Consider the following 25,866-nt stretch of genomic DNA (forward strand, 5'->3'; position numbering starts at 1 on the left):
AACGCTTGTATCAGTTGTGAGACGACGCTGGATATTTGACCAACTGGGTACCACACTTAAAGCAGAAATTCGACTTTGTTGGGTTGTTCAGACCGCATTGGTTACAGAAAACAGAAGCAGATGAAGTTTCCTCTATTCGGTTAGATGTCATCGAGGGAATTATTGGTGAATCAATAATTTTGTCATCTTTGAGTTTATAAACGGTGATGACATCTTCAATAATTGCAGCTTCGCGCTTGTATTCTGGGCTATCGCTTCCACCAAACTCCTCCAGTTCCGCTTCTCGCTGTATTAGATAAGTGATGAGTTTGTCATACAAGTTGTGCTTATCCTGTGGTTGGTTGGCATTTTGTAGTTTTTCTAGCACCTGACGGCGAATTTCTTCTTTATCAGGGCGACATGCTAACACTTCCAACACTTGTACCACTTCTTCCCAACTAGAAGCGATCTCTATATTTTCTAACCCAATTTTTGTTTTGCGAGTGTAGCGAATTACCTTTTCTTTGGTGTTGCGGTTTGACTCTAGTCTCAATACTTGAAAGGCTCTTGCTTGCACCACTAATGTAAACAGTTCTGGATTTTCAGGAAAGATATCCCAAAAAGGAGGTTCTTTTTGCATGTGCACGGGGATGGGAAGATCTTTGTTTTCACCCTTAAGACGCGCTCTTTTTGCTTCAATCGACTTTCCTTTCCAGTCTTGGTAGGATTGACGCAGTTCCCGCATCCCATCAATACAACGCAAAGAAAAACCGCCTTTTTCTTGGACAAAAACAATCCGATACCGTTCTTGTTGTCCTAGGGGGGTGATAGAGTCAGCATTTCCTACCCGTTCTTGTAAATAGGGTATCAGTTTGATGGCAGCTGGATCGCTGGTGTTCTGACCGCCGACTATGCCAACTTTAGTATTTATGGTAGGGGTAAACCCAGCATCAGCACCACAGAGAACTGCTTGAGAAAGTAGTATCAGGGGTTGGGATTTTTGATGAGCGAGCCGAATGTTGCTGCGAATTGCTTCTGGGTCATTTTGTAAAGTTTTTAAAAGGCGATCGCAGGCTGCTAAATCCTGTTTAAATCGACTTTGTTGGGGAGAATTTTCCATAACTAGCTGGGTCTTTTTGGCAATGATTTCTTTAAAGTCATCATCATGCACGTTATGCAATTGAGTGATGTCGAATAGCTGCATAACTTCACCTGCTGCACGGGTTTGTTTCCACAGTTGGCTGGTATGTTTCAACACATCTTCCGAGATGAGAGAGCAAACTTGATTTAGTCCAATTTCATACCGACTCTGGTTACCTTCAGAAGATCCCGCTAACTGTTCAATCATATCTTGATAAAGCAGATTGAGTTCTTCACGGTTATAAAGCTTAAACCCGTTGATTTTGAGTGCATCAGCACTGTCGGCTTCATAATCAGCTTTTTGTTTATAATCATCACGTAGTTGTTTCAATTTTTGATTAAACCTTGCTAGTCGCTGTTCCATTAAATCTAAATGTTCGTGCATCCGCGCAATAACTTCTAAAGCTAAAGTACGGCTTTTACGTTGAATAAAAGCGATGAAGCTAGCTTCTACACCTGTAAGTGAATCCTCGCAATATTGCTCCATTTGGGCTTGTTTTGTTACACCAAACAAGGTTTTAAATTGAATGATATCTTGCAGTGCTGCTTCATACTGTCGCTGACGATTAATTTCGTTAGCTTGCCAAGTTTTTTCAGATTCTCGGCGAAATTTTTCAGCTTTGCTGGTGAATAGCTGACGCACCGTGGTCAGAAAAGCATCGGCAAATTTTGAACCCCGATTGCGATCGCTAATGATAGTATAAAATTCCAACTCTAATGCTTTTCTACCTTGTTGAATAATGCGATTGCGGTTGTCGTACATTTTTTGGAGAAAATCGCCGTGGGTGCGCTCATCAGTGCTTAAATCCCGCAAGTGATTGACACGATATTCATCAACTTTAGAAGTCAGATATTTGTCAAACTCCAAAATTTTACCACCCTCTGCTCCAATAACATTTATACCCTGATAAGTACATTGCAGTTTATTATCTGTAGCGATTTCACTGCGGATAGTATTTACCCAGGCAGAAATTTCTGATATATAGGATTTATCTTTTGCGGCAGCTATATCTGTCAACAATTCGGCTTCTGTTAACCGCAAGCGTTTGAGAATATCATCTTGTACCAAATCTAAAACATTTGGTGGTAGAGGCACAGTTTCATTTAACCACCAACTTATCAAATCTCTACATAAACGACTAGATAAAGAAGCGCGAATCTGCGCCAAAGGAATTTCAATTGTCGCCAGACCAAAGCTCATGAAGTTTTTAGGATAGCCCCTACCACCTGGATCTGCTTGTGCCCATGAGCTTTTAATATTATCTCGAATTGAGCGTTTATGAGGAGCAAAATCAGATGTTAAGTCTAAGAAAATATTCTGAGATATCATCTCTCGTAATTGCTCAATATTAAACTCACTTTCGCCATTATTAGTACCAACTAAATAAGTGAAGTCGAAAGGTGGAAGTTTGCTGCGAACTTCATCTACCAAACCAGAGCTAAAGTGAGCTACATACTCTGTTCTATGATCAGAAAAATAGCTTAATTCCATCAATGCGGCGTAGCCATTAGCAAGAACACGGTCACCCACGTTAATATTGGCAAAAGCATTTGGCATCGGCGCAATTGCTGTAATTAAAGGACTTCCCTGACCTTTGAGCCATTTACGAATACAGTAACCTAGGTCAATCAGCATACCGCTACCAGTACCACCAGAAATAGAGGCGGCGATAAAAACATTTAGACTGCCACTTTGGACTCTAATACCATGTTTATCTAGCATAAAGTTATCATGACCTTTTACACGGTCACATGCCTCATAAAACCTGGATTTTATCTTCTGGTAATTATAAAAAAAGGCAAAGCGACCGCAGCCACGAATTTGACCTGCACCAGCTTCTAATGCACCAATATTACGCTCTAATTCTCTGGGAAACCAAGATTCAATCCACGGATAATTTTCCATATTAGACATAATGTCTTGTACTTCTCTACCGCTGACACTCGCCCAATGTTTTTCATGGTCTTGTAAAGCGAAACCAGCTGCTTCTGGGTTACTAACTTTGTAATCTTTATCTGTGTCAATACTCAGAAAACTAATTATCGGAAATTTTTTTAAACTACCATAAGTTTCTTCCACTAATCGCCGCACGCGTGATAATACTTCTACTCCTGTTCCACCTACACCAACTAATATAGTGGGAACAATTGTTTTTTCTTGCATAATTATCTCCTTAATGTTCATATTTTTAGAATAAAATGAGTTTTATGAAGAAGAATTCAGGAGTCAGGAGCCAGGAGTCAGCTTGGGAAGTTGTTGGTAAAAACCACGTGCCCTTCTCGTTTCCGTGCGGAGGGGTTGAAATTTTTCCTAACACACTATCCCTTTATGAATGGTGTATTCTGACTCCTGAATTCTGACTCCTGACTCCTTTTTGTTCATCACGGATTTTAGGACGATGATAAAAACGGTAAACCTATTACTTTACACATAATTAAGGATATAAGCACAGTCCAAAATAGACTGTTTGCTATTACTAACTGTCCGCTCAAATTCATTGGTAGCTTAAATAAGCCTTGAAAAATAAGTTTGTCTAGGGGTAGGGCTATCAACCACATAAAAGCAATCAAGGCACAACACTGCCAGAAATTAACCCATCTATGGTTACTGTTAAAACTCCCACATAAAGCCACCGCAACTAGACAAACTGCAAACAATATCAATGGAATTTGAAACAAAGGGTATAACCAAAAACTACGACGAAATCTGGTCATGGATTTGGGGTATTAAATGTAGATTTAGAAGAAACCATTGTCTTATCTAGCGCAGAGGTATCAAGCCAGCTTGATTTACTATTTGTTGACCTTCATCGCTCAAAAGTATGTTGGCATAGGCTACACCTGACTGTTCATCGAATTTCCCATCTCGTTTAATCACCACAAACAGTCGTCTGGTAATCGGGTAAGTGTCTTTGACAAAAACAGTTTTATTGACTTCCTTTCCGTTACAAGGAGCAACAAAACCCCGAGCAACTGATTTCCCAATTGAGAGAGGCTTGATTAAAGTTTGGTTGCAGACTTCTGAAGCAGTGGCGTAACCTATTCCACCAGGAGTTGTAGCGACCTTTCTGATTGCGCCTGTGGTGTCTCTCGCATAAGGTTGTACAGAATTAGCAAAATCAGCTTGTTCTAAGACTGTTTCTTTAAAATATTCAGGAGTACCTCCATCCTCTGGGTCACGACTGATAGGAATAATTGCAAGGTCGGAACCACCCACTTGTTTCCAATTGTTAATTTTGCCAGTAAAGATATCTTTAATCTGGGAAACTGTCAAATTAGTGATAGATATTTGAGGATTGACATAAATAGTAATCCCATCAATGGCAACAGGTATTTGTTCCAACTGAAAATTGCGATCTTTTGCTTTTTTGTACTCGTCATCTTTTAGGGGTCGAGAAGATTGGGAAAAACTCAGTTGACCGTCAATTAACATTTTGATCCCGATGCCAGAACCAGGCTTGTTTCCTGGTGGCGGTTCAGTATAAACTAACTCATATTCCGCATGTGCTTGACGAATTTGCTCTACTATCGCCGGATTCCTCAATGGTGCAAATGTTGTTGAGCCTCCGTATCTAAATATTCCTCTAGGAATATTAGGCACTTTAGCTAGGGTTGCATATGTGTTTGTGGGAGCAGGAGTATTAGGGGCTATAGGAATTTGTTTAGGAGCAGCGGAGGGGCGAACTGTTACACAGGTATCATTAATTTTTTGTTCACCCTTCGGACAAGATTGAGACTGCCAAATCCTGTAACCACCGGTAATACCTGCTAAAGTCAAAAGACTAGCTACTGCTGCTGCGATCGCACTTCCTGAGGGTTTACTACTCCCTCCAACCATAGCCTCCTTCGGTAAACTGCAAATGACACAGTCAGCTCCAAAATTTTCATAAGGTTCGTGCTTTTGTTTCGGATTTTGGTTGGCGTATGATTTACCATCTTTTGGTACACCATCGCACTCCCAAGTTTTTGCCATGGTAATAGTTCCTCCTATTTGTTCCTATCTTTGGGTAAAGTTAAAATCCTTGGTAAGGGCTTATTGCTCAACTTGTAGATTGCTATCTGGGTTTCAATTGGATTTCGATTAACTGTTGCGCCTCTTGAGCAAATCTTTTACAAATCTTTACTTAACAGGTGTCCCTACCGGCGTTTTTTTACTGCAACAAATCTCTTAGTTGAACCAATTAATTTAAAGGAAGAACAACTTAGCAGTTTGCTGCTGAGGTGCGAATTTTAGAGGAGGGGAACACATGGAGGAAATCACATGAGGACTATGGAGATGTTTTCCACACACTTGAGAATTCATGACAGCAACGGGTCTTTGATTCGTTATACTTATGAAATTGACAAGCAATTAGAAAAAAACTTCACGGATCTATTTAATTCAGATCCCAATGACAATGAGGAGTATTGGGCTTGGAAATTTCTCACAATCTGTCACAAAGATTTACCGGATCTCCTTGCGGTCAAGCACATGTCAGCTTACTTGGGAAAATTCATCGTCAATCCAGCCAGACGGATTCATAGAAAGTTGAGCAATTACCAGCAATACACTCAATACCAATACGATATAGGTGATGTCTTACAGATAGGCTTGTTAATTGCTTGTGATTCAACGCAATTTTTCCCAAGGCAATTTTTCCGAAACTTTCATCAAGGGCGTCCACTAAGAAACTATGTCTATAAAACAATGGAGCGCAAAATCGATGAAATGATTCGCCAACAGATGGGGCAAAGTAGACTTTCAAAGTGGGGATTATTGAAGTATAGTTCTCGAACTTATCTACGAAAAGCGCTGGAACAAGAGTATACAGAACAGCAGCTTAACACCTATTTATTAGCCTACGACTGTTTCAAAGAAGTTTATGCTCAGCAAAGACCAACTAGCGAACGTTCTTTGCCATCACCTACAAATCAACAGTTCCAAGAAATAACAAATCTATATAACCAGCAAACTACTTTTGGTATAGCTGATATAGCGCAGATCGAACAATGGTTGTCAATATGCATTCAGGCGTTGAGAAAGTATCAAACAATACCAGTCATTTCTCTAGATGCCCCTAGTGGTGGAAATGAACATTCGTCTCCTTTATCTGAGACGATTATCGATGAAACTTCTAACTCTCAGGAAGAGCGATTAATAATACAGGAACAGACTCCGCAACTAATTGCTATTTTGTCAGAATTCCTAAACCAGATAGACCAAACAATTGATCACTATCTGTTACTAAGGTACGGTCTTGAAGCCAAGTATCGCGCGATCGCCCCCATCTTCGCAGTCCATTATACAAACATTTCTCGCCCTTGCAACCAGGCAAAACAGAAACTACTTAGTCAACTGGCTCAATGGTCTCAAAAAGAACTCAATATTACACCTGATTCCGAAATGCTTGCCCAAATGAATGCTCCACTTGAGGGGTGTCTTATTCACTATTACCAAGATTTAATTTTTCGCTCGGTGTTCCAGCAAGTATGGCAACAGCTTGACTCACAACGCCAATACTTACTGTATCTGCGCTATTGTGAGCTAAAGGATGAAGCGGCGATCGCGCACGAGTTGCAGATGGATCCTTCACAAGTAAGAGAAGGACTACAAACAGGGGATAAACAGTTAGCAGATGCTATTACCAACTGGCTCCAAAAGCGGCTCTCGGTTTCTTCACATTTACTCAATCCCCTTGCTGAGAATATTGCAGACCTTGTGCGGACTCTCGTTAAAAATATTTCTAATTCTGAATTTTAACATCACTAGGTGAAAAAAATGTCAAATATTTTAGAAGCACTTACAACCCTTTACCCAGACCAGATATGCTTAGAACTTTCAACAGAGCAGATGGAACAAACAATTGCTAGTGAGCAAAAATATTCTTATGATGTAGCACGCTCGATTGCTTCCAACAACCGCCTAGCTTTGGATGGCTTTTTAAATTGGTTCAAAACAGAATCGGGTGTAGAAAACGAACAGCCAGAGGTATGGCCCACTCAAGAGGCTTTATCTCCTATCTGGGATGTAGTCAATGGCACAGCAATTCAGTTAGGAAAGACCCGAATTGTACTAATTCCAAGCGACGAAATAGACATCACAGAATTTTCTGTGCCAGCTGAATGGATAGATATTCCTAGTTGGGCTGCCGACTATTACTTAGCAGTACAAGTAAATATTGAAGACTGCTGGATACGCATTTGGGGGTATACTACCCATAAAAAGTTGAAACAGCAGGGGCAATATGATAAAATAAGGCGTATATACTCGCTTAAGCAAGAATCTTTAATTGAAGACTTAAATGTTATGTGGGTGGCACGTTCCCTCGGAGGTGATTGTAAGCTAGCGATTAACCCTCTGCCCAGTTTATCATCAACGCAAGCAGAAGACTTGTTAGCGCAACTAAGTGAAAAGTCTTTGTACTCTCCGCGATTGAAAGTGGATTTTGAACAGTGGGCAGCATTGATAGAAAATGAAAAATGGCGGCAGCAGTTGTACAATCTGCGGACTCAATCTGTATTGGTAAGCTTGAGCCAATGGTTTAAAAACCAGTTTGAGGAAGGTTGGCTGGCTATCGAAAATATCTTAGCTCCAAAAGAAATGATTGCAGTTCGGGGAACGAGAAGCGTAAATCGAGGTCAAGAAAATCCCTCTGGAAGTGAGGATGCGATCGCAACTATCATACCCCTGTTACAACCCGATAAAGATGAGTTGATTCGTAAACAAGCTGCTGGAGTTTTAGGAAGAATTGGTGTTGGTCACCCAAAAGTAAGTAAAGCTTTGACTGAGTTATTACATACGGCGCGAGATACGGACACTCGTTGGCAAGCTGCCATTAGCTTGTCGAAAGTTGACCCAGACAACCCAAAAGCTGGTCGTGAAAGAGGTAAGCTCGTTGACTTAGGGATGCAATTGAAAGGTCATGAAGTTGCATTGATTGTGGCAATTATGCCAAAGAATGATCAGACAACTGGTGTATTTATCAAGGTAAAACCTAGGAATGAGCAAGCACTTCTTCCACCTCATCTTCAACTCACTGTAGTTCCAGAGTTAGGTGAACCAGGAAAAGCCGAAGCAAGAAGCGACCCTCAAGGAAACGCCAAAGATAAGCTCATTCAACTGTGCTTTAGTGGTTTACCGGGAGAACGTTTCCAAGTTACAGTCATATTCAATGATGTTAATTTTACCGAAAATTTCGTTATCTAAATAGATAAACACATCTGGGGGAGCAGTTATGACTAGGGTAGTTTGGTGGATGAAATCTACAGATCCGCAAAATAGTGGGTTTGAAAGTGGGTTTAACAGGGAGCAACAGATCTCTAGGGATAACGAGCACCCCACTAGACTCAGACAAGGCATTTTACCAAGCTGTCAAAAAATCCCCCAATTACATAGCCTTTGGCTCAAGCAATATCAAAGTTTGCTGGATCGAAACCGCCCACACCGCCCACGCGTTGCATGGACAGATCCTATGCCAAGCAATATAGCCGAAAGTGATAATATTGATGATATTATTGAAGCCTGCAGAAACTCAATCAGAGCTTTAGAAGAGGAAATGCAGCAATGGCTTAATGATACAAACATCGAATGGCGGAGAATCAGAGAGGAGTTTCGGGAGGAATTAGGAGATAGATCATCAAATTCTGAAGTTAGGATCTTGATTCGAGCCAACGAAACACTAATTTGGCAATTGCCTTGGCAGTTTTGCGATTTGCTGTCCCAATCCTCAAATTCAAGAACCATCCGAATTACTTTCGGTCACTTATAGTTTGCCGCTCACCGTCTAACCAACTTAAGTTTGAGCATATGAGAATTGTAGCATTGCTAGGCAATACTCCCGACCTTGATCACAACCGAGAGCAGGAGGTGATAAAAAGTCTAAGACCAGTAGTAGAGTCAGTGTTTCCACAAAATCTCAATGATGTCATAAATGAGTTAAATCATGGGTGCGACATACTTTATTTTGGAGGACATGGTGTTACAAGAAATGGAAGAGGCTCTATCCAATTTAACGGTGCTTGGATAGAAAGTAGATTTTTTGCTAGCCATTTGAAAGAAGCAGTTGGAAGAGGTTTAAGGCTAGCAATCTTCCTGAGCTGTGACGGGATAGGATTGCTAGAAGACTTCCACAGATATGGAGTGCGTATTCCCTTTGTTATTGTGATGACCGGACTCATATTAGACGAAGCTGCTGTAAAATTCATTGAGGTTTTTTTTGATAAATATACTAGAGGATTACCATTTGATAATTCATTTGAGGCTGCAAAAAATTCACTATCACAATGGGAGTATATATTACCAGGAATAACTAATTTACCAATTGTTCATCAAGATTTAAACGAACATACTAATTTGTCTGTGCCTTGGTATATACCATTTTATAAATTTTTACAAGATATAATATCAAACAAACAAAATAGAAGGTTTTGGCGTCAGAGAAGATTATCCCTCGCAGCATTAGTATTATTAGCGTTATTGGCTATTTTAGCTAGAGAAATAATATTGCCACCAGGTACAGATATACAAATTTGCCCCTCATTTATTAAAGAAGATTCTACATTAAACCAATATTTATCTGTTGGTAATAACGATTTATTAAAATATCAGCAAATAAATCAAACACAGACGCAAAATGAGAAGAACGAACTCGAACGAGCATTTCAATATTTTCAAAATGGCTGTAAGCAACTAAATAAAAATAGTAAAAACAGACAGAGTATACAGAAAAATTTTGAAGAAGCTTTCAATATTTTTTATAAAAATAGATTAAAAGCACCAGATTATTTTGTATATAGTCAAAATGCAAAAGTATATCAAGAATTAGCAAAGCTATCACCTGAGAACATCAAAAATAATCAGCCATATATAATAGCAGTCGCAGTTCCAAGAAAAGTTCAGAGAAATATACTTAGTCAACGATATACCGGTGGTGAAATTATCAACGGTGTTGCATCTTTCCAATATCAAATAAACAATGACAGAACTGGAAATAATAGAAAAATTGTATTATTGCTTGTTGATGATCAGGGTAATAAAAGTGAGGAAGTTTCTAAACAAATAGGAAGGATGGCAGAGCCGGAAAATTTTCTCTTAGGTGTGATTGGTCATGCTCAAACATTTGAGACTAGAAAGGCAGCTACTAGTTATCAAGATCAGGGAATAATACTTATTTCACCTACTAGTACAGGCAAAATCAGAAATAAGGAACAAAAAGATGACTATGTTTATAAAGTAGTTTTTGATGTTAAACGTCTTGCTAAAGATATAGCTGAAATAGCCAAGAAAAAATCTCCTCACCCAAATGATAAGGTGTTACTTATTTATAGCAATGATTCCTCTGATTCTGATAAAGATTTGCTTATAACATTTAAAAGTCAATTCTTATACGAACCAAACAAATTGATTTCAAAGACTTTAGACGAGGCAACAAAATTGGATCTGCAAGATCTCCAGAAAGAAAATATAAAAGTTATAATTGTAGATTTAAGCGTCCAAGATCGGGATACAACAGAATTTAAAGATAAAGTATTGAATTTAGCAACTCAGTTTGTAAAAACAGCAGAATCTAATAATAGAACAGTCATTCTTTCAGACACTTTTTACAATAATAGAAATTTACAAGATATAAAAAGTAAAGGGCTATGTAATAATCCTAATTGGGAGTTTGTTACTCCGGCGTGGGTAAATGATCAAGCGTCTCAACAATTAAAACAAGGGTTGGGAAACTCTTCATATTCAGATGAATTATATAGCTGGCGGATTCAATTTGCTTACGATGCCGCACTAATTTTAATGAATGCTGCTGAGAAATTAAACAATAATCTCAACTCGGAAAATTTAAAAAACTATATTAAGAATACACCGGTAGACTCTTCACTGTCTAATAAGAGTTCTACAGGTTTAGCTCCTGACTTACCAGCTTTTGATCCGTCTGGTAACCGCAATGTAAATCAACAACAACCGCAACAGACTAGCCAGGTGTGGATTACTTCTCAAAATGGACAACAATGCCTATTTGTGCGTCGTAACAATTAATGATAAAAATCTAAAGATACGTAGCATTGCACCACTCATACTACCCCACCGTATTTGTTGCTCTATTTTAGACAATTGGTATTTCCTACCTTATCCAAGGGAGTCGTTAGTAGAGTTGTGTAGCTTTATTGCCATCTAGTAAACAACTGACATTAATTTTACGCGCCTTGTCGACGAACAGCTGCCCCAATACTGCACGGGTTTTGGAAAATCGTAGGTTGGGTAGAGCGCATAAGCGTTACCCAACAAATCCTTATAAATGTTGGGTTTCGTTCCTCAACCCAACCTACATTAAATTTAAATTTTCGGCTTAACCGAGCACTATTGACAGCTGCCCTTAATCTCTACAATATTTTATAGGAGCGCACCAATCAAAGTAAAATATGTATAGCACTAACCAACAACTATCCCTCTCAACTATGGGTTGCGGAACTTGGGCATGGGGCAACCAATTGCTTTGGGGATATGACGAAAGCATGGATAACCAGCTGCAAGAGATTTTTAACCTTTGTGTCAGAAATGGTGTGACTTTATTTGATACAGGAGATTCTTACGGAACCGGGAGATTGAATGGGCGAAGTGAACTGCTGTTAGGAAAATTTTCCAAAGAATATCTAGGCGTAGGTAAAGACGATATTTGCATTGCAACAAAGCTAGCTGCTTATCCTTGGAGATTAACACGAAAGTCAATGGTGTCGGCTTGCCAGTCCTCCGCCAAACGTTTGGGAAGAAACGTAGATTTAGTACAGATGCATTGGTCTACAGCAAATTATGCTCCTTGGCAAGAGGGAGCGTTGTTAGATGGTCTTGCTGATCTTTATCAGCAAGGACTAGTTAAGGGAATCGGTTTATCTAATTATGGACCATTACGGCTCAAACGTGTGCAACCAAAATTTGCTGCGCGAGGGGTTCCCATTTCTACCTTACAAGTTCAGTACTCACTGTTATCTACTTACCCAGTGACTCAGCTAGGTATTAAAGAAGTTTGTGATGAACTAGGTATAAAATTGATTGCCTATAGCCCTCTTGCTTTGGGTTTGTTGACAGGAAAATATTCTGAGAAAGGTCCCTTTCCAAAGGGTATTAGAGGTTTGCTCTTTAGACAATTATTACCAGGAATTCGCCCACTGTTAACCTCTTTACGAGAGGTGGCACAATCAAGAAACAAAACAATGTCTCAGGTAGCTCTCAATTGGTGCATCTGTAAAGGAAGTATTCCGATTCCTGGAGCAAAAACAGTCGCACAAGCAACCGAGAATATTGGTGCACTTGGTTGGCAATTAAACGCTAGCGAAATTGCAGAGCTTGATTATGCAGCTGCTAATGTAGGTAAAAAAATGGTACAGAATATCTTTCAAACGAAATAAGCTTTTTTATATGGAACGTCGAAAGGATGCTCGCACGCACTACAATAATTTTACGTTACTGACATTGTTTCCCTGATCCCTAACCCTCATCCCCTTTCCTCCGTTCCCTATGAGCGAGCAGCAACAACAAGAAGATCTCTTCAGCGATAATGAGCGTTCCTTGCAGCAACTTGCTTGGGCGATAGAGGCTTCTGTTGGAAAGTTTAAGCTGATTCTGGTACGGTGTAATTATGCTTACTGGCGAAGGCGCTTGATAGAGCGATCGCGAGAAATCATTAAACCCATATTCCGCACTTCAAATAGTAGTATAACAAGATTACATTGAGTAAAAACCAAAAGTTATAAATTTGACGCTGATGTAAAACCCGAAAAAAAGTAATTAAATAGGATAACTTTCCAGCTTTTATCTATTGTTCAAAAAGCTAGTTATATAAGAATATTTAATTTCAATTAACTGCGATGATGATTAGAATTAATATGATGATGACAAGAAATAATATTTTTGACAAGAAATAGGAAAGAATTGTAAAATTCGGCAACGTTCCTCGTTCAAGTTAATAATTCGCTTAACTCCTTGTGTTACCAGAACGTGAATTCCTTGAAAGCACTGGAAAATCCACCGTAAAGTTGGACGCTCAGTTAATTTATTGAGTTGATTTTTAACTGTTGATTTTTCGGTCTTTAAAGTATTTCTCAGTTGTCTTTGTCCTAGATTATAGTTTATCTTCAAAAAACTGTGAAAATAAATATAATGGTTTAGACACAAATCCGAGTCCATTCAGAATTATTGCTTTCACGACTTCTCCTGCATTGACTCGTTCTCTTGAATCAGTTCCTAATAGCTCATTAATTTTCTCTACTATTCCTATCTCATCAACGATGAGAGCAACTATTCCTAAGTGATCCAAATTTTTTACTTCAATCTCTTCAAATTCAAGATTCATTTTTTTACTTTGATTTTTTTCAGCTTTCTGACTAATTTTCTCACCTTTTTCTTCTAATTGGATAAAAACATTACGGTTTTAGAGTATGCTGCGATCGCGCTGTGGCATTGTTTATCAACGTCAACCCACAGATTTTTTATTAAGTATTTATACTTAATACAGACAGCTAATATTAAAAGGGTTTTGTAATACTTTTGTATCACAAAATGAAGTGCGGAATGTGGGGTACAAGAAGGCAAGATCAAGGAAGCAGTTGCAGATTACACCCAAGCCCAAAAACTAGATCCAAAAGTTGAAATTAACGCTGAGTCTTGGGCGCTGCTCTGCTTGTATGGTAGCCTTTATAAACATGCTGCTGATGTAATGTTTGCGTGTGAAAAAGCTGTTGTACTTGATTCTCGAAGTAGGGTTTTGCGTGGTTTAGCTAGGGCTTTAACAGGGAACACTCCAGGAGCAATTGAAGATTTTGAAGCATATATCGCTACAACTGATAGTAAGGAAGGAAAAGCAAAAGTTCAAAGCTGGGTCAATACCTTGCGTGCAGGTAAAAACCCATTTACCGATGCAGAACTGAAGAGTTTATTGAAGCGGTAGAGGTGGAAAATACCATGATTACAACTTGCGCGATCGCGTAATGTAAACTGATAAAGATAGCAGAACATTCTCAAGACAGAGTTTCATGATTAGGACTTGCGCATTGACAAAAATCATCAGATATTATGGTAGGAATTAATAGCGTCCAACGTTTGATTTTTCCACAATTGAGAGTGTTACCGTCAACCTGTAGGGGCGCAAGGCATTGCGCCCCTACAAGTCTGCAACAACCATTATCGGTTAATACACATGATGGTCAATTTGTATAGTGCGTAAGTCGTAAGGTGATTTCCGAGAAAGAAAATATCTGGGGAGTGCGAGTTTCGGCTTCGCTCAACTCACGGTTTCGGCTTCGCTCAACTCACGATCTCTCAGTTGGTTGAGCGAAGTCGAAACCAACGGCGGCGGTATATTTATTTCTGTAAATCACCTAAAATCATCTAAAAATTCTTCAAAGCACCAGAAGCTATACCATTGACCGTTTACTAGTTTAGGCTAGGTTACATTTTTCGAGATCAATCTAGAGATAGATTGGAATTTACCCCTCAACAAGTAGATATTTAATAGAAACACTGCAACTTTTGAAAAACATTTTAGGAAGGGGGAAACTCAAAATTACCAATTTCCATCGATAAATCCGTAGTTTTTAAGCAATGATACCACGCTTTTTTATACCTCCTTTGATCAATCTAAAGAGAGAAACTTTCACAAATCTTTCATAAATATTTGGCAGAATATTCTGCAAGCTAACAGAAGTCATCAAGGTGTTTGGATTTAAGGAGAAAGCATGCCTAGTCTGCCTTTAAATAAAGCAAATCTACCGTACCCGGATCCGATTCATCCTATAGTTGTCCACTTTGTGATTGCGATGGTGGTGTTTGCTTTCTTGTTTGATGTGGTGGGATATTTAACCCGTAATCACCGTTTATTTGAGGTGAGTTTTTGGAACATGTTTGTCGCTTCAGCAGCTATTTTTGTGGCTGTCATCTTTGGTCAGTTTGAAGCAGGCTTAGCACAAGCATACGACGCAGTAAAGCCAGTATTAAGTCAACACACTATTACTGGCTGGTCACTTTCAGCAATCGTAGTTGCTATTACAGCATGGCGTTTTGTAATCCGCAGCCGTGATCCATTGAAGATCCCACCAGCTTACTTGGGTGTAGCGGCGTTTTTAATCTGCGTAGTTGCCTTTCAAGTTTATCTGGGAACCCAACTTGTTTGGGAATATGGGTTACATGTAGAGCCTGTAGAGCAAGCGATCGCAAAGGGAATTTTGAAATAATGAACTCACATCTCATTGCTCAGTGGGGGTTCAAGCTGGGTGCAAACGAATTACCTTATCAGCTCCCAATTCATCCAAATCTCGTACATTTCACCTTAGGTCTTTTCATTATCGCCATTATTTTTGATATAGCAGGAAAACTTTTCCCTATAGAAAAACCTATATTTAGATTTTTATCTCTTACTGCTGTTCGTCAGGGCTTTTTTGATGTCGGCTGGTATAATCTGCTAGCTTCAGCAGCCATCACATTTTTTACTGTAGCAGCAGGCTTTTTCGAGATGATACTAGCAAAGCCACCTGCTAACATCAAAAGTCCTTGGGGATTAGAAGCGGGTCTTACCATGATATTGCATGGTTTGGGTGGCATCTTTTTATTAGGTGCCATTGTTGCCATGACTGTATGGAGAGGGTTCCAGCGTTATCGATTCAGTCACGACATTTCTAGTCACCATGTTACCTGGAATTACTTAGTGGTGGGTATTGTCCTTTTAGGAGTCTTGTATGTCCACGGTACGCTAGGCGGTCATTTGGGAGACACTTTTGGGGTTCACAATACTGCTGCTCATCTACTTTCCCGTGGCGAAAACCCCAATGTGGTACTGAAGTAATTATGAGAAAAATCTTAAACTATTTACTACTAGCTGTTTGTATTGGAGTCAATCTGTTTATCAGTCATTGGGTTGGACAATTGGCATATTCATGGATGCCAGCTCAAGGAACAGCAGAAGCAAAACAGGTCGATGATATATTTAGCTTTCTGACTTCAATTGGAACGTTTATTTTTCTGGGTATCACTGGGGTCATTGTATATTCGATCATCACTTGTCGTGCGCCTAAAGGTGACTGGAGTCATGGTCACCCTGCTAGAGGGAGTACAAGGTTAGAAATCCTCTGGACAGTGATCCCGACTATTATCGTTTTATGGCTCTCAGTTAAAAGCCTCACGATTTATCAGCAACTTAATATTCAAGGTTTGCCACCAGTCGTTATGCATATGCATATGGAGGAACCTGCTGTTGCGGCTGAGGTTAGCAAAGACACCAAAACTGTGGGAGAAGTGATTGATGTTTTTGCTAAGCAGTGGGCTTGGTCTTTCCGCTATCCAAATAATGTTACCAGTAATGAATTACACCTGATTGTGAATCAGCCTGTTAGCCTAGCGTTGCACGCGCAGGACGTTCTCCATGGTTTTTTCGTCCCTGAGTTTCGTTTAAAGCAAGATATGGTTCCTGGGCGTATTATCACTTTAATTTTAACCCCGCAGCGTGTCGGTAAATATCGGTTGCACGATTCTCAATTTAGTGGTACTTACTTCGCTCTCATGGAAGCTGATGTATACGTTGAATCGCGTCAAGCATATGACCAGTGGCTTACTGTGGCTGCTAGTCGTGAACCGACACTTGCATCTAATAAAGCATCAGCTGAGCATAACCAACCATCAAAAAAATTGTTTAATAGCCGATGGGACACCGTTAAGCCTGCCGAGCCTTCTATTGTGAATTATTCGGCTTAAAAGGAAGGAAATCAATGACAAATAACTCCAGAGAAGGCGTTGCTACAACACAGGAGCAGGAAAATTCTCCTAAACAAAACACAAACTGGCGAGAGTACTTTAGTTTCAGCACTGATCATAAAGTCATTGGTATTCAATACATAGTGACGACTTTCATTTTCTTTTTGATTGGTGGGCTGTTAGCTATGATCATCCGTGGGGAGCTGATCACTCCCCAATCTGATGTGGTGGATCGTCCCCTGTACAACGCTTTATTCACTTTGCACGGGACGATCATGATCTTTTTATGGATCATCCCGTTTAATGCTGGTCTTGCCAACTATCTTGTACCTCTGATGATTGGGGCGCGCGATATGGCATTTCCAAAGCTTAACGCGATCGCCTTCTGGATGATTCCGCCTGGGGGTCTTTTGCTACTGTCAAGCTTTTTGCTTAAAGGTGGTGCTGCTCAGGCTGGGTGGTGGTCTTATCCACCAGTTAGTATCCAGAACCCATCTGGTCACTGGCTGAATGGCGAAGTGATTTGGATCGTGAGTTTAGTGATCCTAGGAATCTCTTCAATTATGGGTGGTGTAAACTTCATCACCACTATCTTCTGGATGCGCGCCCCAGGGATGACGTTCTTTAGAATGCCGATCTTCGTTTGGGCGGTGATGAGTTCCCAGTTGCTTCAACTATTTTGCTTACCTGCTCTTACTGGTGGATTAATACTGCTGTTTTTAGACATTGTTGTCGGGACAAACTTCTTCAAACCTTCCGCAGGTGGTAACCCAATCCTTTACGAACACTTATTCTGGTTCTACTCTCACCCAGCAGTTTACGTGATGGTACTGCCTGCTTTTGGTATTTTTTCTGAGATTATCCCCGCGTTTTCCCGTAATCCTTTATTTGGTTATCGGTCAGTCGCGATCGCCACAATCGGATTAGCCGTGATCAGTGCTGTTGTCTGGGTACACCATCTTTTCGCTAGTGCTACACCTAGCTGGATGCGAATATTATTTATGTTCACTTCAATGTTAGCCGCCGTACCCACAGGAATTAAGGAGTTTGCGTGGACTGCTACTGTTTGGCGAGGAAGACTACACCTTTTAACACCAATGCTGTTTGCACTGGGGGGTGTAGTGATGTTTCTTTTTGCCGGAATTACCGGCGTTATGCTTGCCTCAACACCATTTGACCTACATGTTAACAACACTTATTTCGTAGTCGGTCACTTCCATTACGTAGTATATAACGCAATCACAGTGGGAATCTTCGCCGCAATTTACTTTTGGTTCCCTAAAATAACTGGGCGAATGTATTCTGAGGGTTGGGGTAAGATACATTTTTGGCTAACATTTATTGGTGCTAACCTAACATTCTTCCCCATGCATCCGTTAGGGTTACATGGTATGCTACGCCGGGTTTCTTCTTATGACCCAGAATACCAGTTCTGGAACGTTATTGCTAGCCTCGGATCGTTCCTCTTGGGAATGTCAGTTTTACCCTTCATCGCCAATATAGTAGTTTCTGCACTACGAGGAGAAAGAGCAGGCGATAATCCTTGGCACGCTACAGGGTTAGAGTGGAAGACTTCCTCACCACCGCCAAAGGAGAACTTTGACGAAATTCCGGTTGTCAACGAACCACCTTACCACTATGTCGATGATGAGCCAGAACCAAGTCCCGAAGTTGCTACTCAAGAGTAGGGCATAGGGCATGGGGCATGGGGCATAGGGCATTGAGATTTACAAGCATATGTTTTTCTCTTCCCCTGCCTCCCCTGCTCCCTGCTCCCTGCTCCCTGCTCCCTCCTCCTCTTGTTTAACAAATTATGGAAAATTCTAGACATTCAGATGAAAGCCCTATTCCCTTGCATAAGTGGCGGAGTTATCTGCCTGATTGGCTCAAGCATTTCCTCCCAATTGGAGGTGGGCGTGCTCATGATGATCACGGTAAAAGCATGTTTGGCTTTACCGTATTTCTACTATCAGAGAGCATTGTATTTGTTAGTTTTTTCATAACATACATTGCCTTGCGATTAACAACTCCCAACTGGTTACCGCCTGGTGTTAAGGGACCAGAGTTATCTACTGCTGTGATTATCAACTCAGTGGTTCTGATTGCTAGTAGCTTTGTTATTCAGCCAGCAGAAGGTGCTCTCAAACGTCGCAATTTAGGGAGATTTCGTTTATTGTGGCTGATTACCTCGGCGATGGGGATATACTTCCTTGTTGGTGAAGTAAAAGAGTGGCTTGGTCTTGACTTTGGACCTTCTACAGGATTAGTCGGTAGTACATTTTACCTGTTAACCGGCTTTCATGGTCTACATGTTTTTAGTGGTATTGTCTTACAAATAATCATGCTTATCCGCTCTTTTATTCCAGGTAACTACAATAAGGGTGATTTTGGTGTCAGTGCAACGACTTTATTCTGGCACTTTGTTGACGTCATTTGGGTGGTTTTGTTATCCCTTGTCTACCTTTGGCGCGCATAAAAACATCTCTCTAGAGAGAAGGTTCCTTATAGAAGAACAGTTACAAATATTAAAGAAAACTATGGCTTTACCTGATACGGAATTTCCAACAACGCAGCGATCGCAAAATCCAGTTAGAGAAACTCCATCACAGGCTGATCCTCTTATTGCTAGAGGCTTACAAAAGGAACAATACGCTGGCATCTTTACAGTTGCTATTGCATTGATCCTAGTGGTCGGATTTTTTAGCCGCAGAGTCGAATACGCTTTATTATTCGCTACTGCTCTAAGTATTGTCCTCATTGTTTTCTTTTTAACAGTCTAGTGAAAAGGAGTCAGAAGTCAGGAGTCAGAAGTCAGGAGTCAGGAGTCAGAAGTCAGGAGTCAGGAGTCAGGAGTCAGGAGTCAGGAGTCAGGAGTCAGGAGTCAGGAGTCAGAAGTCAGGAGTCAGAATAAGTCAATATCTAAAGTCACAGGTTCTAAGCAAGGAAAAATTTTCTTAATCTCGTGATTAAAAACGTTCTACTTAGGACTTACGCACTATACAAATCGAACATCATGTGTATTAACGGATAATGGTTGTTTCAAACCTGTAGGGGTGAATGGCATTCGCCCTTACAATGGTCGGTAAAACCCTCTTAGGTTGAAAAATCTTTCGTTGAGGCGCTATTAATTCCTACCCCATATATGACGATTTCTGTCAATGCGTAAGTCCTACTACTTTAAACAACAATTCAGAGTGAGACAGAATTAAATACTGACTCCTGACTCCTGACTCCTGAATTCTTCTTCAGCGAACTTTTTGGGAATTAACCAAAGAAGGGAGAAAAAATTTTATGAATAATCCAGTTTATCAAACGGTTATTGTAGGCGGTGGCTTTACTGGTTTATTTACAGCTTTGCACCTTGCACACGAACATTATCCTCGCACGGTTATCTTGATTGATCAGCACGATCGCTTTTGTTTTAAGCCGTTACTCTATGAATATTTCAGCGGGGAGATGGATGCTTTTCAGGTTGTACCGCGCTTTACGGAATTGCTGACAGGTAGCGGTGTGATCTTTGTTCAAGATAAAGTGGAATCAATAGATCTACGCCTACGAGAAGTCAAATTAGCTTCTGGAACTACCTACAACTACAGTAACTTAGTGTTGGGTTTGGGTAACGTTACTAGCTTTTTTCACATTGAAGGTGCAAAAGAGTATGCTTTACCTTTTTGGACGCAAGAAGATGTGATCGCCATCGATCGCCATTTGCACAACTGTTTAAAACAAGCTGCTCAAACCGAAGATCCACAAGAACGCCGTCGATTACTAACAATAGCAGTCATTGGTGCTGGAGCGTCAGGGGTTGAAATGGCAGCTACCTTAGCCGATTTAATACCAAATTGGTATGCTGCATTGAATGGAAACCTTCAAGATGTGCGAATAGTACTGCTCAATCGTGGCTCAGAAATTCTTCACGGTGATGTTAATAGTCATCTGCGAACAATTGCAGAAAGGGAATTACAAAAACGTGCTGTACCAGTAGAAATGTTGATGGGAGCGGAAGTGACTGCGATTCGTCCTAATGCCGTAGAGTATAAGCACAATGGCAAAACTGAGATTTTACCAACAGGCGCTGCAATTTGGACGACTGGTAGTGCGACCAATCCTATTATTAAAAACCTAGCGGTGTCAAATGAACACCGAGATAAGCATGGTCGGTTATTAGTCACCGACACCTTACAGTTACCTGATTTTCCAGAAGTGTTTGCAGGCGGCGATTGTGCTACTGTGGATAATTCTCCATCTCCTGCGATCGCACAGGTGGCTTATCAACAAGGAGCTGCGATCGCTCATAATCTCAAGGCGATCGCTCTAGGACACGAACCAAAACCGGCTAAAGTTAATCTTCGAGGAACACTTCTTAAACTTGGCTTAACTGACGCTGCTGCTAACATTTATGACACTTTTGAAGTATCAGGCGAACCTGCTCACCTAATCCGTCAAGGAACATATTTAGAGTTATTACCAACTCCAGTTCATAACTTTAAAGCCACTGCTGAATGGCTCAAGGACGAGATTTTTGACCATCACCTCTATTCTGGTGATACAGCTAAAACGGTGGTGAGAACAGCCGAAGTGGTTGGTGGAGCTGTTGTTGGTGTTCTAGTTGCTAGAAAATTACTACAAATGCTGGGAGAGGATCATAAAAAATCTGATTAACGACTATTGCAATCTTGAGCCACTCCCCCGAATTAAATTCGGGGGAGTGGCTCAAGATTCAGAACAGTCTCAGGTTTACTGTACTTGCAACAGATGAATGTGTATACAATACTGCTCGGTTATCTGATATCTTGCACCTGGGCTGTCAGCAAGAAGCGCGATTTAAATCGTTTGTTGATAGCTAAAGTGCTCTCAAGAGGACTGCTCAAGGATTTGGGTCCATAATGGACTTAAGTTATTAGCCCGGAACTTAAGTTCTGGGCGGGATATCGGGCTGATTCAGCCCGGGTGCAAGATGTCAGTTATGCCCTTTTTTGGCATCAAAGACAACGAGATTTCAAGGGTTACTGCCTATTTTATTTCCTTAACCGAGCAGTATTGAATGTGGATAAAGCTTACGAGTTGCTCCCGGGAACTTGAGCAATCAAGATATTAAGAGCTTAGTCTCTTGAGAATCTCCTTAGCTGTCTTCCCGAAGAGTATAAATAATTTAATACAATTATTTTCGAGTAAAGAATTTATAAAGTTTAAGTATAGAAAGGCTATATTGATAGTAATATTACTTGCTTAATATAAGCATGATAAAAACAAAATTATAGGCGTATGATTCTATTAGTCTGTGGATACAAACATGACATATAAGTCTTATATAAAAGAAGTATTCGATTTTTTTGAAGCTAAGAGAAAATCGACCCAAAATGCGTTCATATTTCAAAAGATTAAGTGTAAAGATTTTATAAAGTATTAGTACAAACATCATATTGACGTGTAACACTACTGATATGATTCTGTAGTCATGGTGAATCTATTGAAAGTTTGAATTCTTAAGAACTACAGTTCTTATTAGGGTGTATCTAGATTAATACAATTCAATAAATTGCGTAATGTACAATTAAGATTTGGTGAATGTTACCCAACTATCGTATAGATGATCTAATTGCGTTTAGTCATCTGCATTCTGTTTTCAAGACATAGCAGAACTTCTTTATGTGATTGAGTCTAAATGATATTTTGGAAATGACAGGATGGTGTAAGACACTAACCTAAAATATCGTAGCATTATTGCAATATGCAGATTTCACGAAAATAGTTTAAAATCACCACAAAATAAGCCTATTGATTAAGGATTTCAGTTTATGCTGCTAGCTTTCTGCAATGATTGCTAGATAGTCCTTGCTTGCAAAAGCTTAAAAAACTACTATTCAGTTACGTTCATGACTTGTAGGTATCAACATTGTTTTTGAGGATCAATCTGACGTGAAGTTAATGTTGGTGTGTACTTCAGGAGGTCACTTTTCTACCATGAGAAGATTAGAACAATTTTGGTCATCTCATGATAGAGTGTGGGTGACTGATTTGAAAAAAGATACTCAAATACTTGAAGGAAAAGAGAAAGTATATTGGCTACCCTATCAAGGTTCGAGAGATATTTTTGTATTAGCTAAGAACATTCCTCAAGTATTCAGTATAGTCGGTTCAGAGCAGCCAGATTTAGTAATTTCAACGGGGGCTAGTCTTGCTATTAGTTTTGCATTTGTTAGTAAATATTTCAAAAAAAAATTTGTTTACATTGAAAGCATTTCTCGTTCTCAAGAGCTTAGTTTATCGGGTAAATTAGTTTATCCACTAAGTGATGAGTTTTACGTACAGTGGTCTAACCTGTGCAGCAAGTATCCCAAAGCGGTTTTCAAAGGATACGCTTGATAACCAATAGAAGTCAAACTAGATAGAGAAAAATGATAACTGTCACTTTAGGAACCATTCCTTTTCCCTTCGACAGGGCTATCAATTGGTTAAGTGTTCTACTAGAAGTTGGAATTATTTCAGAAAATGTTTTTGTACAACACGGTATAACCGACGTATCAAGCTTAGCAAAATATTCTTTAGTAACAACTACACCAATAGTTGAGACAAGCACTTTGATGAAACAAATAGAAAACTCTAACTTGGTTATTTCTCATGCAGGTCAGGGATTAACAAAAATTCTAGCATCTCAGGGAGCTTGCTTTATCCTGCTACCGCGCCTAAGTCGTTACAAAGAGCATATAGATGATCATCAACTTTTTTTTGCGAAGGAGGTTGAAAAACTCGGCATACCTTACTGTTTATCTTTAGAAAATTTACAAGAAGCCATTTTGCATCCACCACCACCTTTTCAGAGACGGTTATTTGAAGAGCCAAAGTTAGTCAATCATCTCTTGAAGGTATATCCTGTATAAGCTTTACTGTTTCAGTAAAGCCATAAGTAAAAAAAACACTGAATTTACAGAATTTTTGACACAAAATGTTAAAATTTGTACCAATCTAAAGCTAAAAGCAAATTTTTTGGAGTTCTAAATCCTAATGACTGGAATCACCAAAATAGTAGTTAGGCACTGGAAGCTGCTATTAGCTTGGAATACAGTTTTACTCGTATTAACAGCAGCCAACATCAAGTTGACACCTAAAGAGTGGACTAGCAAAGCAGAACTGATTCTGCCTAATGTAACTAGCAATTTAAATGCTGACTTAGGCAAGTTAGGTAATTTGAAAGATAGTGGAGTTGTTTTTTCCCAACAGCTTAATCCATTGAAAATTTTATCTTCAATTGCAACAAGCAATGAAGTCATAACTAAGGTATGGGAGGCAGATCCAGAAAAAGGTCTTTATAAATTGAAAGATTTTAAAGGATTGTTTCATGTTAGCCCTGAAAGCGAATCAACTGTTATATCAGTAACTGTAAATGGTTCTAGTCCAGAAATCGCAACCCAACGAGGAAATACTTTTATTGAGAAGTTTCAACAACGCTTGCAGGAATTACGTACACAGCAAGCAATGGAACAATCGGAGTTTATTCAAACAGAAGTTAAGGAAGCTCATAACAAACTGCTGCGATCGCAAACAACTTTAGCTGAATTTAAGAGATCTGCAAATCTAGTCAGTAGTGAAGACCAAACAAAGAATCTAATTGTGAACATCAACACTCTAGATGCAGCAAAAGCACAAGTTTTAGCTGAATCCACATCTAACAAAGAACTTGCAAAGTTGTTATCGAACCGCTTGAATTTAACTCCCAGTGAAGCAATGCGGTCTGTACGTTTGCAAGAAAATAAGGAATACCAATCGATTCGCCAAAAATTATCAGAAGTTGAAGGATCGTTGACGTCGGCTCAAGTGAAGTTGACGAATGACCATCCAATAGTGAAAGAATTGCTAGTTCACAGACAAGTTTTAGTTCGCCAGCTTCAACAAAATATTTCTGAGTCCACGGGTAATGTTGCCGGAGTAAATACTAAAATTGGTGATAACACTGCCAGCTTGATTAGGCAGCTAGTTCTCACAGAAAGTGAAGCTACAGCAATGCAGAAAAAGGCTGAACTACTGCAAAGTCAAGTTGACAACTTGCGTAAGACACTCAAATCTTTTCCTAGCCAGCAAGCGCAATTGCAGGAATTACAATCGCAGTACGAAATTGCTGCAGGCGTATACAATGGTTTAGTTGCACAAGCAAAGCAAGCAAAACTGGGTGCATTCAGTGCATATCCAACTGTACAAGTACTTGATCAATTTACAGTAGAGCCACAAGTTTCGTCTCCTAAGGTAAAGCTAATAGTACTGGGAGCAATAATAGCTTCAGCATTTAGTAGTATAGCTATTGTCCTGTTTATGGAGAATCGTAACCCTTTACTTAACTCTAGGGATATTCAGCGGACGAAGATTCCTGTACTTGGAAGTATTTCTCCTATCAAAGGACTTGCTCTGAAAATACAACAGCACGTAGGAGAAGACATAGAGTTTCAACGGCTTGCCTCATCTGTCAGCTTGATGCAGTTAGAGAAGGCGCGTTTAATGATCGCCAGCGCTACCTCAGGGGAAGGTAAGACAATAATTACAGTAGGTTTAGCTAATGCACTGATTAACTTAGGCTTTCGAGTACTAGTAGTAGATGGCGATTTTCGTAAAGCACAGCTTAGCCGGTATTTAAACCATCAAAGACGGAGGGAACAAAACTTACAATTGATGGTAGTTAATATACGTCCTGGTCTTGACTTATTAACACCTACTGTTGATCTGGATAAAGTTTCTGAGTTTGTAGCTCGTGGAAGATTTGAGGAGTGTTTAAGTGTAGTTCAAGACTCTGGCAATTACGATTATGTGCTAGTTGATAGTGCTTCGATAAATATGACCAGTGAAACAACGTTAATAGCGACCGCAGTATCCAATGTACTATTCGTAGTTAGACCAGGCGTTAGCGATCGCAATCCTTTTAACAACAGCATTGAGCAACTTACACGACATAAGGCTACCATTGTGGGTTTAGTAGTCAACGGTGTTGAAACAAATACTCAAGGCTACCTTTACGACTCTCAAACAGTCGAGAGTAACTGAGA

The 25,866-nt window shown here is 39.8% G+C and carries 19 protein-coding genes and 2 pseudogenes; 17 read left to right on the forward strand and 4 right to left on the reverse strand.

All coding sequences use genetic code 11. The annotated features are described in order from the left end of the window. Window positions 1-10 precede the first annotated feature (10 nt). Window positions 11-3,283 (reverse strand): tubulin-like doman-containing protein, encoded by a 3,273-nt coding sequence (locus tag G4P69_RS05950; protein ID WP_208339597.1) that lies wholly within the window; start codon window positions 3,281-3,283, stop codon window positions 11-13. A 597-nt stretch (window positions 3,284-3,880) separates the two neighbouring features. Beyond that, a complete protein-coding gene (locus tag G4P69_RS05955; RefSeq protein WP_208339595.1) occupies window positions 3,881-5,092 on the reverse strand; it encodes a phosphate ABC transporter substrate-binding protein in 1,212 nt (403 codons plus the stop codon). Window positions 5,093-5,395: 303 nt separating this feature from the next. Here G4P69_RS05955 and G4P69_RS05960 point away from each other — a divergent pair, with 303 nt between their 5' ends. The 6 genes from G4P69_RS05960 to G4P69_RS05985 all read left to right on the forward strand — a co-directional run bounded on the left by G4P69_RS05960 (window position 5,396) and on the right by G4P69_RS05985 (window position 12,826). Then, a complete protein-coding gene (locus G4P69_RS05960; protein ID WP_208339593.1) occupies window positions 5,396-6,859 on the forward strand; it encodes a sigma-70 family RNA polymerase sigma factor in 1,464 nt (487 codons plus the stop codon). Between the two features lie 18 nt (window positions 6,860-6,877). After that, window positions 6,878-8,305, forward strand: a complete 1,428-nt coding sequence (locus tag G4P69_RS05965; RefSeq protein ID WP_208339592.1) for a DUF1822 family protein — start codon at window positions 6,878-6,880, stop codon at window positions 8,303-8,305. 28 nt (window positions 8,306-8,333) lie between these two features. Continuing rightward, the gene (locus G4P69_RS05970; RefSeq protein ID WP_208339591.1) at window positions 8,334-8,867 is read left to right on the forward strand and encodes a hypothetical protein; all 534 of its coding nucleotides are present in this window, start codon (window positions 8,334-8,336) and stop codon (window positions 8,865-8,867) included. Between the two features lie 38 nt (window positions 8,868-8,905). Continuing rightward, window positions 8,906-11,134: an ABC transporter substrate-binding protein gene (locus tag G4P69_RS05975; protein WP_208339589.1), complete on the forward strand. Its 2,229-nt coding sequence runs from the start codon at window positions 8,906-8,908 to the stop codon at window positions 11,132-11,134. Window positions 11,135-11,517: 383 nt separating this feature from the next. Beyond that, window positions 11,518-12,501 carry an aldo/keto reductase gene (locus tag G4P69_RS05980; protein WP_208339588.1) on the forward strand — a complete coding sequence of 328 codons (984 nt, stop codon included), beginning with the start codon at window positions 11,518-11,520 and terminating at the stop codon, window positions 12,499-12,501. A 109-nt stretch (window positions 12,502-12,610) separates the two neighbouring features. After that, window positions 12,611-12,826 carry a hypothetical protein gene (locus G4P69_RS05985; RefSeq protein ID WP_208339586.1) on the forward strand — a complete coding sequence of 72 codons (216 nt, stop codon included), beginning with the start codon at window positions 12,611-12,613 and terminating at the stop codon, window positions 12,824-12,826. 147 nt (window positions 12,827-12,973) lie between these two features. Here G4P69_RS05985 and G4P69_RS40890 read toward each other — a convergent pair. Both G4P69_RS40890 and G4P69_RS05990 read right to left on the reverse strand, forming a co-directional pair. After that, window positions 12,974-13,222: pseudogene (locus G4P69_RS40890) on the reverse strand (IS1634 family transposase); the annotation flags it as partial. Beyond that, window positions 13,221-13,445 (reverse strand): annotated as a pseudogene (locus G4P69_RS05990) (DUF4277 domain-containing protein); the annotation flags it as partial. The pseudogenes G4P69_RS05990 and G4P69_RS40890, both read right to left, overlap by 2 nt. Before the next feature lie 363 nt (window positions 13,446-13,808). Here G4P69_RS05990 and G4P69_RS05995 point away from each other — a divergent pair. From G4P69_RS05995 to G4P69_RS06045, 11 genes are all read left to right on the forward strand, one after another. Next, window positions 13,809-14,039 carry a tetratricopeptide repeat protein gene (locus tag G4P69_RS05995; RefSeq protein ID WP_208341236.1) on the forward strand — a complete coding sequence of 77 codons (231 nt, stop codon included), beginning with the start codon at window positions 13,809-13,811 and terminating at the stop codon, window positions 14,037-14,039. 787 nt (window positions 14,040-14,826) lie between these two features. Beyond that, window positions 14,827-15,321 (forward strand): DUF2231 domain-containing protein, encoded by a 495-nt coding sequence (locus tag G4P69_RS06000; RefSeq protein WP_208341237.1) that lies wholly within the window; start codon window positions 14,827-14,829, stop codon window positions 15,319-15,321. Next, window positions 15,321-15,929, forward strand: coding sequence for a DUF2231 domain-containing protein (locus G4P69_RS06005; protein ID WP_208341238.1), 609 nt, complete (start codon window positions 15,321-15,323; stop codon window positions 15,927-15,929). The genes G4P69_RS06000 and G4P69_RS06005 overlap by 1 nt, the downstream gene beginning before the upstream one ends. Before the next feature lie 2 nt (window positions 15,930-15,931). Then, window positions 15,932-16,834, forward strand: coding sequence for a cytochrome c oxidase subunit II (locus tag G4P69_RS06010; protein ID WP_208341239.1), 903 nt, complete (start codon window positions 15,932-15,934; stop codon window positions 16,832-16,834). 14 nt (window positions 16,835-16,848) lie between these two features. Further along, a complete protein-coding gene (gene ctaD, locus G4P69_RS06015) occupies window positions 16,849-18,522 on the forward strand; it encodes a cytochrome c oxidase subunit I (protein WP_208341240.1) in 1,674 nt (557 codons plus the stop codon). Window positions 18,523-18,647: 125 nt separating this feature from the next. Then, window positions 18,648-19,310 (forward strand): cytochrome c oxidase subunit 3, encoded by a 663-nt coding sequence (locus G4P69_RS06020; RefSeq protein ID WP_208341241.1) that lies wholly within the window; start codon window positions 18,648-18,650, stop codon window positions 19,308-19,310. Window positions 19,311-19,371: 61 nt separating this feature from the next. Then, window positions 19,372-19,614, forward strand: a complete 243-nt coding sequence (locus G4P69_RS06025; RefSeq protein WP_208341242.1) for a hypothetical protein — start codon at window positions 19,372-19,374, stop codon at window positions 19,612-19,614. A gap of 511 nt (window positions 19,615-20,125) precedes the next feature. Then, window positions 20,126-21,496, forward strand: a complete 1,371-nt coding sequence (locus G4P69_RS06030; RefSeq protein ID WP_208341243.1) for an NAD(P)/FAD-dependent oxidoreductase — start codon at window positions 20,126-20,128, stop codon at window positions 21,494-21,496. 1,266 nt (window positions 21,497-22,762) lie between these two features. Beyond that, window positions 22,763-23,200, forward strand: coding sequence for a PssD/Cps14F family polysaccharide biosynthesis glycosyltransferase (pssD, locus tag G4P69_RS06035; RefSeq protein ID WP_279605134.1), 438 nt, complete (start codon window positions 22,763-22,765; stop codon window positions 23,198-23,200). A gap of 32 nt (window positions 23,201-23,232) precedes the next feature. Further along, the gene (locus G4P69_RS06040; RefSeq protein WP_208341245.1) at window positions 23,233-23,715 is read left to right on the forward strand and encodes a glycosyltransferase; all 483 of its coding nucleotides are present in this window, start codon (window positions 23,233-23,235) and stop codon (window positions 23,713-23,715) included. Window positions 23,716-23,839: 124 nt separating this feature from the next. After that, on the forward strand, window positions 23,840-25,864 hold the full coding sequence (locus G4P69_RS06045) for a GumC family protein (RefSeq protein ID WP_208341246.1): 2,025 nt from the start codon (window positions 23,840-23,842) through the stop codon (window positions 25,862-25,864). The last annotated feature ends 2 nt before the right edge of the window (window positions 25,865-25,866 follow it).

Source organism: Aetokthonos hydrillicola CCALA 1050, assembly GCF_017591665.1.
Taxonomy (GTDB): Bacteria; Cyanobacteriota; Cyanobacteriia; order Cyanobacteriales; family Nostocaceae; genus Aetokthonos; species Aetokthonos hydrillicola.

Bases quoted from the DNA above. Each gene is read 5' to 3' on its own strand.
- G4P69_RS05950 (WP_208339597.1), bottom strand. From the start codon at position 3,283: ATGCAAGAAAAAACAATTGTTCCCACTATATTAGTTGGTGTAGGTGGA.
- G4P69_RS05955 (WP_208339595.1), bottom strand. From the start codon at position 5,092: ATGGCAAAAACTTGGGAGTGCGATGGTGTACCAAAAGATGGTAAATCA.
- G4P69_RS05960 (WP_208339593.1), top strand. From the start codon at position 5,396: ATGTTTTCCACACACTTGAGAATTCATGACAGCAACGGGTCTTTGATT.
- G4P69_RS05965 (WP_208339592.1), top strand. From the start codon at position 6,878: ATGTCAAATATTTTAGAAGCACTTACAACCCTTTACCCAGACCAGATA.
- G4P69_RS05970 (WP_208339591.1), top strand. From the start codon at position 8,334: ATGACTAGGGTAGTTTGGTGGATGAAATCTACAGATCCGCAAAATAGT.
- G4P69_RS05975 (WP_208339589.1), top strand. From the start codon at position 8,906: ATGAGAATTGTAGCATTGCTAGGCAATACTCCCGACCTTGATCACAAC.
- G4P69_RS05980 (WP_208339588.1), top strand. From the start codon at position 11,518: ATGTATAGCACTAACCAACAACTATCCCTCTCAACTATGGGTTGCGGA.
- G4P69_RS05985 (WP_208339586.1), top strand. From the start codon at position 12,611: ATGAGCGAGCAGCAACAACAAGAAGATCTCTTCAGCGATAATGAGCGT.
- G4P69_RS05995 (WP_208341236.1), top strand. From the start codon at position 13,809: ATGTTTGCGTGTGAAAAAGCTGTTGTACTTGATTCTCGAAGTAGGGTT.
- G4P69_RS06000 (WP_208341237.1), top strand. From the start codon at position 14,827: ATGCCTAGTCTGCCTTTAAATAAAGCAAATCTACCGTACCCGGATCCG.
- G4P69_RS06005 (WP_208341238.1), top strand. From the start codon at position 15,321: ATGAACTCACATCTCATTGCTCAGTGGGGGTTCAAGCTGGGTGCAAAC.
- G4P69_RS06010 (WP_208341239.1), top strand. From the start codon at position 15,932: ATGAGAAAAATCTTAAACTATTTACTACTAGCTGTTTGTATTGGAGTC.
- ctaD (WP_208341240.1), top strand. From the start codon at position 16,849: ATGACAAATAACTCCAGAGAAGGCGTTGCTACAACACAGGAGCAGGAA.
- G4P69_RS06020 (WP_208341241.1), top strand. From the start codon at position 18,648: ATGGAAAATTCTAGACATTCAGATGAAAGCCCTATTCCCTTGCATAAG.
- G4P69_RS06025 (WP_208341242.1), top strand. From the start codon at position 19,372: ATGGCTTTACCTGATACGGAATTTCCAACAACGCAGCGATCGCAAAAT.
- G4P69_RS06030 (WP_208341243.1), top strand. From the start codon at position 20,126: ATGAATAATCCAGTTTATCAAACGGTTATTGTAGGCGGTGGCTTTACT.
- pssD (WP_279605134.1), top strand. From the start codon at position 22,763: ATGTTGGTGTGTACTTCAGGAGGTCACTTTTCTACCATGAGAAGATTA.
- G4P69_RS06040 (WP_208341245.1), top strand. From the start codon at position 23,233: ATGATAACTGTCACTTTAGGAACCATTCCTTTTCCCTTCGACAGGGCT.
- G4P69_RS06045 (WP_208341246.1), top strand. From the start codon at position 23,840: ATGACTGGAATCACCAAAATAGTAGTTAGGCACTGGAAGCTGCTATTA.